This is a genomic window from Subtercola lobariae (assembly GCF_014640255.1).
In the GTDB taxonomy this organism is placed as follows: domain Bacteria; phylum Actinomycetota; class Actinomycetes; order Actinomycetales; family Microbacteriaceae; genus Subtercola; species Subtercola lobariae.
In genome coordinates, this window is record NZ_BMGP01000005.1 from 1 (window position 1) to 10,523 (window position 10,523).

The window sequence follows — 10,523 nt, forward strand, 5'->3', positions numbered from 1 at the left end:
GACAACACAATACGGAGCTTCTTCTCCGCCGGGATCGTCGGTGGACGACTCATATCAGTTCAGACCTTTCAGCTGGGGCGTTGCATCAGCAACTAACTACCCCTGCCAACAATTCTGACGCGCGACACCAACACCACACTTCACCGACGCAACAACAATTCACGACGACGCAGCAAACAGCGACACAGACAACCAACTCGACGAATCACCACCCTTCTGAGGTCGCTGACGCGCGCCCTAACGAATGCCGCCAGCCGCATACCGCTGAACACGCCGGCGCGCCTGTCACTGAAGTGCAGCGACCGACGACAGGCTTGGCCATTCCAGTTGGCGACAGGAGCAAACGGCTGCGCACCCCGCGCGCCGGGCCTCGCCGCGGCGAGAGAGCCGCTGCTCTAGGGTGGGAGGCATGCGCGTGCGTATCGATCCCAGCATTTTGGCCGCCGATTTTGCGAACCTGCAGTCAGAGATCGGGCGCATCAGCACCGCCGATCTGGTGCACGTCGACGTGATGGACAACCACTTCGTTCCGAACCTCACGCTCGGCCTGCCGGTGGTCGAGAGTCTGCAGAAGGTTTCGCCGCTGCCGCTCGATTTGCACTTGATGATCAGCGACGCCGATCGGTGGGCGCCCGTTTACGCCGAGACGGGAGCGTATTCGGTGACGTTTCATGCGGAGGCAGCGGCAGATGTGGTTGCGACTGCTCGAAAGCTCCGCGAGATCGGCGCGCGCGCAGGCTTGGCCGTGAAACCGGGCACCGACATCGATCCGTATCTCGAGCTGCTGCCTGAGTTCGACATGCTGCTCATCATGACGGTTGAGCCCGGTTTCGGTGGGCAGTCGTTCATGGCCGAGATGATGCCGAAGCTCAGCCGGGCATCCGAAGCCGTGAAAAAGAGCGGCCTCGACGTGTGGCTGCAGGTCGACGGCGGAATCAGCGAGAAGACCATCGAGATCGCCGCCGAGGCTGGGGCAGACACGTTTGTGGCGGGGTCAGCCGTCTTCGGCGCAGAAAACGCCGCCGGGCAGATCACGCTGCTGCGCGAGCTCGCCGCGAAGCACACGCACTGAGTCACACGCACTGCAGCACCAGTTTCACCCGATACCCTAGAAGCGTGAAAACCTTCGACGACCTGTTTCTCGAGCTCAGCGAAAAGCAGTCGCTGCGGCCCGAGGGCTCTGGCACCGTGCGCGAGCTGGATGCCGGCGTGCACGCCATCGGCAAGAAAATCGTCGAAGAGGCCGCCGAAGTGTGGATGGCTGCCGAATTTCAGAGCGACACCGAAGCCGCTGAAGAGATCTCTCAACTGATCTACCACGTGCAGGTGATGATGCTCGCGAAGGGCCTCACTCCCGACGACATCTACCGACATTTGTAAGCCTCGAACCCCACCATTCGAGCCAAATTCGGCGCACAAACTTTCACGAAAGAAAACAATGCTGAAAATCGCGGTGCCCAATAAGGGTTCACTGTCAGAAACCGCTGCCCAGATGCTCGCCGAAGCCGGCTACAACGGGCGCAGGGACCCGCGCGAACTGGTGATTCAAGACCCGAAGAACGACGTCGAGTTCTTCTACCTGCGCCCGCGCGACATTGCCACCTATGTGGGCTCCGGCGCCCTCGACGTGGGTATCACCGGCCGCGATCTGCTGCTCGACTCCGAGTCGCCAGCCGCAGAGGTCGCCGAGCTCAACTTCGGCGAGTCGACCTTCAGGTTCGCGGGCCCCGCCGGCGCCTTCGAGAACGTCGAACAGCTCGAAGGCCGCCGCGTCGCCACCAGTTACCCGGGCCTGGTCGGCGCTTTTCTTGCCCAGTCGAACGTCACGACTACCCTCGTGAAGCTCGACGGCGCCGTCGAATCGGCCGTGCGTCTGGGCGTGGCGGATGCCGTCGCAGATGTCGTCTCGACCGGCAGCACCCTGCGCAAAGCCGGGCTCGAGATCTTCGGCCCCGTGATTCTGCAGTCCACCGCGGTGCTGATCAGCTCGGGCATCCAGAAGCCCGGCGCCGACACCCTGCTGCGCCGCCTGCAGGGCGTACTCGTGGCGAGGCAGTACGTGCTGATGGATTACGACGTGCCGCGCATCCACCTCGACGCCGCATCGGCCCTCACCCCGGGCATCGAGTCGCCCACCATCTCGCCGCTCGCCGACCCCGACTGGGTCGCCGTGCGCGCCATGGTTCCGCGCCTCGAGACGAACCAGATCATGGACGCGCTCTGGGAGGTCGGCGCCCGCGCCATTCTGGTCAGCCCGATTCACGCCGTGAGAATGTAGCGGAAGGCGCACGCGTGAGCCTCGCCATCAGAGTCATTCCGTGCCTTGACGTGGCCGCCGGCCGCGTGGTGAAGGGCGTCAATTTCGAGAACCTGCGTGACGCGGGCGACCCCGTCGAACTCGCCCGGCTCTACGCCGCACAAGGCGCAGACGAAATCACCTTTCTCGACGTGACCGCAACAGTCGACGAACGCGCCACCACCTACGACATCGTGCAGCAGACCGCCGAGCAGGTGTTCATTCCGCTGACCGTCGGCGGGGGAGTACGAAGCCCCGAAGACGTCGCCCGCCTGCTCGCCAGCGGCGCCGACAAAGTGGGCGTGAACAGCGCCGCCATCGCACGCCCCGAACTCATCGCCGACATCGCCGACCGCTTCGGCGCCCAAGTGCTCGTACTCTCACTCGACATCAAACGGGCGGCCCACACCGAATCGGGTTTTGTCGTCACTACGCACGGCGGTCGCCGCGAAACCGAGTTGGATGCTCTGGCCTGGGCCCAACGCGCCATCACCCTCGGCGCGGGCGAACTCCTGGTCAACTCGATCGACGCCGATGGCACGAAAGACGGTTACGACCTCGAACTCATCCGTTTGATGCGCGAAATCAGCAGCGTTCCCGTGATCGCTTCGGGCGGCGCGGGCAAGGTCAGCGATTTTCCCGAAGCCATCGCCGCTGGGGCCGACGCGGTTCTCGCGGCCTCGGTGTTTCACAACCGCGAACTCACCATCTCCGATGTGAAGTCGGCTCTCTCAGAAAGCGGGGTGGTGGTGCGATGAGCGCTGCGACGCCAGAAACCCGAACAGCTGCGCCCGAGGGCCAGCTCGACATCGACGCCGTTCTCGGCCGCGCCACGTTCAACGAGAAGGGGTTGCTGCCCGCGATCATCCAGCAATTCGACACTCGTGAGGTGCTGATGCTGGGCTGGATGGATGCCGAAGCACTGCGCCGCACCTATACCACCGGCCGGGTGACGTTCTGGTCGCGCTCGCGCCAAGAGTACTGGCGCAAAGGTGACACGTCAGGGCACGCCCAGTTCGTTCGCGAAGCGGCGCTCGACTGCGATGGAGATACTCTTTTGGTACAGGTCGAGCAGATCGGCGCCGCCTGCCACACCGGCACCCGAACCTGCTTCGACGGCGACATGCTGGCGCCCGTGCAGGGCTTCAGTGGCGTCAGTGGCACCGCAATAGATTCAGCGGCCGCAACAGACTCAGCAGCCGCAACAAGTTCAGCAACGGCAGATATCGAGGGCGAACAAAACAATGGCAGAGAGTAGAGCAGGCTCGACCTCTCGCGAAGAGTTCGACGGGCTGCTGTCGTCGCACCGGGTGATTCCGGTCATCCGCACCCTCTTTGCCGACGGCGAGACGCCCATCGGCATCTACCGCAAACTGAGCGACAACCGACCGGGCACGTTCTTGCTCGAGTCGGCGGGGCAGGGCGGCGTATGGTCGCGGTTCTCGTTCATCGGCGTGTCGAGTTACGGCGTGCTGAGCGCCGACGGCGACCGTGCGGTGTGGATGAGCTCGGGCCTCAGCGCATCACGCGCCTTTCCGCACGGCATGCCGAGTGGCCCACTCGAAGCGCTCACTGCGCTGTACGAAGAGTGGAAGACGCCGGTCATCGACGGGCATCCGCCCCTCACCGGCGGACTCGTGGGCTTCATCGGCTGGGAGACGGTGCGCCAGATCGAGAACCTGCCCGACAAGCCGCCGGCCGACTACGCCATGCCGAGCCAGGCCCTCTCGTTCGTCTCCGACCTCATCGCGGTCGATCATTTGCTCGGCACCGTCACCCTCGTGTCGACCGTGCTGGCCGACGGTGGCCCGAAGCGCGAGGCCGACGAACTCTGGCGTGACGCTGTCGCGCGCCTCGATTCGATGCAGCACCGGCTCTCGCGGCCGGCAGAAGCGTGGCTCGCGAACGCCGATTTCGATGCTGTCGCGACACCGAAAGCCCGCACTACGCGTGACGACTTCTTGGCCTCGATCGAGGTCGCCAAAGAGCACATTCGTCAGGGCGACATCTTTCAGGTGGTCGTGGCGCAGCGTTTCGACCTCGAGTGCACGGCAGAGCCCATCGAGGTCTATCGGGTGCTGCGCACGCTCAACCCGAGCCCGTACATGTACCTGCTGAACCTCGAATCGCCGAGCCGTCAGCCGTACGCCATCGTGGGGTCTAGCCCAGAAGCCCTCGTCAAGGTCGAACACGGTCGGGCCTACACGCACCCCATCGCGGGTTCACGGCCCCGCGGGCACACCATCGACGAAGACAACCGCTTCGAAACCGACCTGCTGGCCGACCCGAAAGAGAAGGCCGAGCACCTCATGCTCGTCGACCTCGCCCGCAATGACCTGCTGAAGGTCTGCGCACCCGGCTCGGTCGAGGTGACCGAATTCATGCGCATCGAGCGGTTCAGCCACATCATGCACATCGTGTCGTCGGTCGAAGGCGAGCTCGCCGACGGAGTCAACGCCATCGACGTGTTTCGGGCGACCTTCCCGGCCGGCACGCTCTCAGGCGCGCCGAAGCCTCGGGCCATGCAGATCATCGACGACCTCGAGCCGGCCCAGCGCGGGCTCTACGGGGGAGTCGTGGGGTATTTCGATTTCGCGGGCGGGGCGGATGTCGCCATCGCAATTCGCACGGCGGTCATCGCCGACGGGGTCGCCCACGTGCAGGCCGGCGGCGGCCTCGTGGCCGACTCCGATCCGAACTCCGAGTTCATCGAGTCGCAGAACAAGGCGGCGGCACCCCTTCGAGCGGTGGCCATCGCGAACGCCATGACGAGGGTTGGATGACCGGCGTGAGTAGTGCAGACGAAGTACCGCCGCGCATCGAGGCTGAGAACGCGCCTGCAGCCCCGCCACATGCTGCGGTTACGACCGAACCAGCCAAAGTAGTGACCCCAGCCGCCGCTCGCGCCGCGAAAGCCCGGCGTCTGAAGTCGCTCACCATTTTCGCGGTTGTCGTCTGGAGCGCCCTGGTGTTTCTCGCCTGGTCGCAGCCGTGGTTCACCCTAACCGCTCAGGGGCGCGCCGGAGACACGTTGAGCGTCACCGTGCAGGGCGCCGTTGCGGCGCCGGCGCTCTCGGCGCTCGCGCTGGCCGGGCTGGCCCTAGCCGCCGCCCTCGCCATCGCCGGCAGCATCGTGCGCGTCGTTCTCGGCATTCTCGAAGTGGTGCTCGGCGGGTCGATTCTGGCCTCGTCGATCGCGGCCGTCTCGAATCCGGTGCTCGCCGGGCAATCCGCGGTCACGACGGCGACCGGCGTGGCGGGCAGCTCGTCGATTCAGGCAATAGCCACCACCGCCGGTAGCGCACTGTGGCCCTACCTCGCGATTGCGGCGGGGGCGCTGATGGTGCTCACGGGCATCCTGATCGTCATCTCGGTGCGGCGCTGGCCGGTTTCTGGGCGAAAGTACCAGCCGGTGCAATTCGCTGCAGCCGATGGGCGAACGGTCGGCAGCCCGGCTGAGCTGTTCGAGAGCGACAGCGACGCTGACGATGAGGCCACCACCGCGGTCGACGATGGCCACGGCCATGGCGATAGCGATCCTGCCGACGCGCACACCGCCGGCGAAGCTCAGCCAACGGCCGACGCAGGCTCAGGCGAAGACGCAAGCGCAGCCGCCGGCGCAGACGCCCTGCCCGTCGCGGCGGCCGACGACGACTCGGCGAACACTGCCGCGGTCGACAGTTGGGATCGCCTCAGCCGCGGCCAAGACCCGACCGCATGAAGCTCACCCGATACACTTATTCATCTAGCGGCACACATCTTTTTCGAGGAGCACTATGAGCATTGAGACATCAGAACCGGGCCACGGCAGTTCTACCGCTTCGTGGACGGCGGTTGTGATCATGCTGGTCGCGTTCGCCATCGGCACCGCTGCATTCTTCTTCAGCATCGTCTGGCTCGTCTGGGCCTCGGCCGGCCTCGTGATCGTCGGCTTGCTGGTGGGTTACGTGCTCGCCAAAGCAGGGTACGGCGTCGACGGGGCGAAGACAGCCGCCAGGGGGCACTAACACCCGTGCTTTCTTCTCTCACTGCCGGTGCCGCCGAAGACGCGGCCGCACGGCTCGAGCGCGTCTCGTTCGACGAGGTCGAGCGGGCGGCGCTCGAACAGACGCCGGCTCTGGATGCTCTGGCCTTTCTTGCTCCCGCCGAACGGGTCAAGATCATTGCCGAGGTCAAACGCTCAAGCCCGTCGCGCGGTGCTCTCGCCGCCATCACCGACCCTGCGGCACTCGCCTCGACGTATCAGTCGGCGGGCGCCAGCGCGGTGAGCGTGCTCACCGAGGGCCGCAAATTCAAAGGGTCGCTCGAAGATCTCGAACTGGTGCGTGACGCGGTGAGCATCCCGGTGCTTCGAAAAGACTTCATCACGCTCGACTATCAGGTGCTCGAAGCCCGTGCCGCCGGGGCCGACCTTGCGCTACTGATCGTGGCTGCGCTCGAGCAGAGCGAGCTTCTGCACTTGCACGAGTTCATCGTGTCGCTCGGCATGACACCACTTGTCGAGACGCACTCGGCCGACGAGGTCGAGCGCGCCCTCGACGCGGGCGCCGGGTTGATCGGCGTGAATGCGCGCAACCTCAGCACGTTCGAGCTCGATCGCGATCTGTTCGGCACGCTGGCCGACCGTATTCCGGCCGGCATTATTCGGGTCGCCGAGTCTGCCGTGAAATCGGCCGCCGATGTGAGCCACTACCGATCGAGCGGTGCCGATGTGGTGCTGGTGGGCGAGGCCCTGGTCACGGGCGACCCGGCCAGAACGCTCGAAGAGTTCTTAGGAGTATCTTGACCACCCATTTGCGCGACGAACAGGGGCCGTTCTTCGGCGAGTTCGGCGGCCGGTTCATGCCCGAGTCGCTCATCGCCGCCCTCGACGAGATCTCTGTGGCGTACGAAGAAGCGAAGTCAGACCCGACTTTCGCCGCCGAGCTGGCGGAATTGCACCGCACCTACACCGGCCGCCCGTCGATCATCACCGAAGCGCCTCGCTTCGGCGAATATGCCGGTGGCGCGCGCATCATCTTGAAACGTGAAGACCTGAACCACACCGGCTCACACAAGATCAACAACGTGCTCGGCCAGGCGCTTCTCGCCCGTCGCATCGGCAAAACGCGGCTGATCGCCGAGACGGGCGCCGGCCAGCACGGCGTTGCAACGGCCACGGCCGCGGCTCTGTTCGGCATGAAGTGCGTGGTCTACATGGGCGAGGTCGATACCGAACGCCAGGCCCTGAACGTGGCACGCATGCGTCTGCTCGGTGCCGAGGTCATTCCCGTGACGACCGGCACGCGAACGCTGAAGGATGCCCTCAACGAGGCCTTTCGCGACTGGGTCTCGAACGTCGAAGACACCCACTACCTGCTCGGCACCGTGGCCGGGCCGCACCCGTTTCCGGTGATGGTGCGCGACTTTCATAAAATCATCGGCGAAGAAGCCCGCGAACAAGTGCTCGACCTCACCGGCGCGCTGCCCGACGCCGTGGTCGCCTGCGTCGGTGGCGGGTCGAACGCCATCGGCATCTTCCACGCCTTTCTCGATGACCCCGATGTGAAGCTCTACGGTTACGAAGCCGCCGGCGACGGTGTCGACACCCTGCGTCACGCGGCCACCATCACCATGGGCCGCCCGGGCGTGCTGCACGGCTCGCGCAGCTACATGCTGCAAGACGCCGACGGCCAGACCCTCGACTCGCATTCTATCTCTGCCGGCCTCGACTACCCGGGAGTGGGGCCCGAGCATGCCTGGCTCTCGTCGATCGGCCGCGCTACCTACCTACCCATCACCGATGCGCAAGCGATGAGCGCTTTCCGCCTGCTCTGTCAGACCGAGGGCATCATTCCGGCCATCGAATCGGCGCACGCGCTGGCCGGCGCTCTCGAACTCGGCCGCGAACTCGGGCCTGACGCCACCATTCTGGTCAGCCTCAGCGGCCGCGGCGACAAAGACGTCGAGACCGCAGGGCGCTACTTCGGCGTGCTCGACGAGCAGGCGCTGACGGCGGCGACGCTCGAGCAGAACGCGCTCGACGGCAACGCCCTCGATCCGAATGAGCTGACCGAGGGCGCCATCGAGGTCGACGAGCTCGATCGCGATGCCGCCCACGGGTTGGGAACCGAGCGATGAGCGAGGTGCAGACCACGTCAGGCTCGGCCGGAACGCCAGGGTCGGCCGGAACGTCAGGGCATCCCCGAACCTCCGCGGTGGGAACGGTCATCCGCTCGGCCAACACCGAACGCGCCGGCGCCCTCATCGGGTACCTCCCGGTGGGCTTCCCCAACCTCGAGCAGAGCATCGACGCGGCCGTCGCGCTCGTCGAGAACGGCGTCGACGTGCTCGAACTCGGGTTGCCGTATTCCGACCCGGTGATGGATGGCCCGGTCATCCAGAAAGCCACGCAGACCGCCCTCGAAAACGGCTTTCGCCTGCGCGACGCGTTCACCGCGGTCGAGGCCATCAGAGGGCGAGTGGATGCCCCGATTCTGCTCATGACGTACTACAACCCCGTGGTGCAGTACGGTATCGAGCGTTTCGCGAACGACCTCGTTTCGGCAGGGGGAGCAGGCCTCATCACCCCCGACCTGACGGTCGACTCGGGGGCCGAGTGGATCACCGCGAGCGATCGCACCGGCCTTGACCGGGTCTTTCTCACCGCGCCCACCTCCACCGACGAACGCCTCAAGCTCGCCATCGACAACAGCCGCGGCTTCGTCTACGTGGTCTCAACCATGGGTGTCACCGGTGCTCGCAACGATGTGGATGCCGCTGCACGCACACTGGTCGACCGCCTGCGGGCGAACGGTCTCGAGACCGACGGCAGCAGCGGTGCGTGCGTGGGAATCGGCATCTCGACCGGCGACCAAGTCGCCGAGGTGCTCGCGTACGCCGACGGCGCCATTGTGGGGTCTGCCCTCGTCAGAGCCCTCGCCGATGACGGCGTCGCGGGCGTCGGGCGGGTCGCGGCCGCACTGGCGGCGGGCACCAGCCGCTAACAGTGTCTGCGTGAGAGACTTCGCAGACGACGAAGAGCTGAACGCAGACCCGCTCTTCGCATCATAGAATTGCCCTTGCCGTGTGCCCGCAGACGGCGCAACCCACGTATGGAAGGTCTACCACCAGGTGTTTCTGCCGCAAAGCATTCCCAGCCCGCAAATCGACTCGCTCGATATCACCGGCTGGCTCCGCACTCTGGGCGTCAACCTGCCGTTCACCATCGACATTCGCATCTACGCGCTGTGCATTCTGTTCGGCATCGTCGTGGCGACCATCATGACTTCGCGTCGGCTCACCAAACGCGGCGCCGAACCAGGCATCGTGCTCGACATCATTTTGTGGACGGTGCCGCTCGGCATCATCGGTTCGCGGTTCTTTCACGTCTTCACCCACCCCGGCGACTACTTCTACGCGGGTGCGAACTTCTGGGAGATCTTCGCCATCTGGGATGGCGGCATAGCCATTTTCGGTGGGCTGATCGGTGGCGCCATTGGTGCCTGGATCGGGTGCAGGCTCACGGGCATCCGCTACTGGACCTTTGCAGATGCGCTGGCGCCTGGGTTGCTGCTTGCTCAGGCGTTCGGCCGCTTCGGCAACTACTTCAACCAAGAACTCTTCGGCCAGCCCACCGACGGCTGGTGGGGACTGCAGATCGACGCGATCAACCCCAACACCGGCTTAGCCAACCCGGCAATTCCGATCGGACTTGCGCCTGACACCCTCTTTCAGCCGACCTTCGCTTACGAAGTCATCTGGAACGCCCTCGGGGTGCTGTTTCTGCTCTGGATAGGCAAGCGCCTGAACCTGCAGTGGGGCAAACTCTTCGGCGTTTACCTCATCTGGTACGGCGCGGGCCGCACGGTGTGGGAGACCATTCGCATCGACCCGAGTGAGATCTTCTTCGGCGTTCGCACCAACGTGTGGGCGGCGTGGCTGGCGATTGCCATCGGCATCGTGATCATCGTCGTTCAGCGACGACGCCACCCGGGCCTCGAGAAGAGCGCGTACGTTTCTGGCATTGCGTGGTCACCGGCAACGGCTGAGGTAGACTCGAAAGACAGGTACACAGACGAAGAACTCCGTGGCGACGTTGCCGCTGATGACGTTGCTGATAGCAACGAGTCTGAGACCACAGATCTCGAGCCGAGCGCCACAAGCACAGCCGGAGCGAAGCCGTAGGTTCCACCCACCAGGCACAGTCACCACAACCCAACCGCACAGATCTTCACTCGTTCATACG

At 65.0% G+C, this 10,523-nt stretch carries 12 protein-coding genes; all 12 read left to right on the forward strand.

What is annotated here, in order from left to right; translation table 11 throughout:
* Positions 1-409: 409 nt before the first annotated feature.
* On the forward strand, positions 410-1,072 hold the full coding sequence (gene rpe, locus IEX24_RS13175) for a ribulose-phosphate 3-epimerase (RefSeq protein WP_188679085.1): 663 nt from the start codon (positions 410-412) through the stop codon (positions 1,070-1,072).
* Between the two features lie 44 nt (positions 1,073-1,116).
* Positions 1,117-1,380 carry a phosphoribosyl-ATP diphosphatase gene (locus tag IEX24_RS13180; protein WP_188679086.1) on the forward strand — a complete coding sequence of 88 codons (264 nt, stop codon included), beginning with the start codon at positions 1,117-1,119 and terminating at the stop codon, positions 1,378-1,380.
* A 58-nt stretch (positions 1,381-1,438) separates the two neighbouring features.
* On the forward strand, positions 1,439-2,278 hold the full coding sequence (hisG, locus tag IEX24_RS13185) for an ATP phosphoribosyltransferase (RefSeq protein ID WP_188679087.1): 840 nt from the start codon (positions 1,439-1,441) through the stop codon (positions 2,276-2,278).
* Between the two features lie 14 nt (positions 2,279-2,292).
* The gene (hisF, locus tag IEX24_RS13190; RefSeq protein WP_188679088.1) at positions 2,293-3,054 is read left to right on the forward strand and encodes an imidazole glycerol phosphate synthase subunit HisF; all 762 of its coding nucleotides are present in this window, start codon (positions 2,293-2,295) and stop codon (positions 3,052-3,054) included.
* Positions 3,051-3,554 carry a phosphoribosyl-AMP cyclohydrolase gene (hisI, locus tag IEX24_RS13195; protein WP_188679089.1) on the forward strand — a complete coding sequence of 168 codons (504 nt, stop codon included), beginning with the start codon at positions 3,051-3,053 and terminating at the stop codon, positions 3,552-3,554. Before hisF ends, hisI begins: the two co-directional genes overlap by 4 nt.
* Positions 3,541-5,079, forward strand: a complete 1,539-nt coding sequence (locus tag IEX24_RS13200; RefSeq protein WP_188679090.1) for an anthranilate synthase component I — start codon at positions 3,541-3,543, stop codon at positions 5,077-5,079. Before hisI ends, IEX24_RS13200 begins: the two co-directional genes overlap by 14 nt.
* Before the next feature lie 5 nt (positions 5,080-5,084).
* Positions 5,085-6,017, forward strand: a complete 933-nt coding sequence (locus IEX24_RS13205) for a Trp biosynthesis-associated membrane protein (RefSeq protein ID WP_229715299.1) — start codon at positions 5,085-5,087, stop codon at positions 6,015-6,017.
* Positions 6,018-6,072: 55 nt separating this feature from the next.
* On the forward strand, positions 6,073-6,303 hold the full coding sequence (locus IEX24_RS13210) for a DUF6704 family protein (RefSeq protein ID WP_188679092.1): 231 nt from the start codon (positions 6,073-6,075) through the stop codon (positions 6,301-6,303).
* Positions 6,304-6,308: 5 nt separating this feature from the next.
* On the forward strand, positions 6,309-7,082 hold the full coding sequence (gene trpC / locus IEX24_RS13215; RefSeq protein ID WP_188679093.1) for an indole-3-glycerol phosphate synthase TrpC: 774 nt from the start codon (positions 6,309-6,311) through the stop codon (positions 7,080-7,082).
* A 56-nt stretch (positions 7,083-7,138) separates the two neighbouring features.
* Positions 7,139-8,416, forward strand: a complete 1,278-nt coding sequence (gene trpB, locus IEX24_RS13220) for a tryptophan synthase subunit beta (protein ID WP_188679618.1) — start codon at positions 7,139-7,141, stop codon at positions 8,414-8,416.
* A complete protein-coding gene (gene trpA, locus IEX24_RS13225; RefSeq protein ID WP_188679094.1) occupies positions 8,413-9,282 on the forward strand; it encodes a tryptophan synthase subunit alpha in 870 nt (289 codons plus the stop codon). Before trpB ends, trpA begins: the two co-directional genes overlap by 4 nt.
* Positions 9,283-9,364: 82 nt before the next feature.
* On the forward strand, positions 9,365-10,462 hold the full coding sequence (lgt, locus tag IEX24_RS13230) for a prolipoprotein diacylglyceryl transferase (RefSeq protein WP_372435719.1): 1,098 nt from the start codon (positions 9,365-9,367) through the stop codon (positions 10,460-10,462).
* Positions 10,463-10,523: the final 61 nt, after the last annotated feature.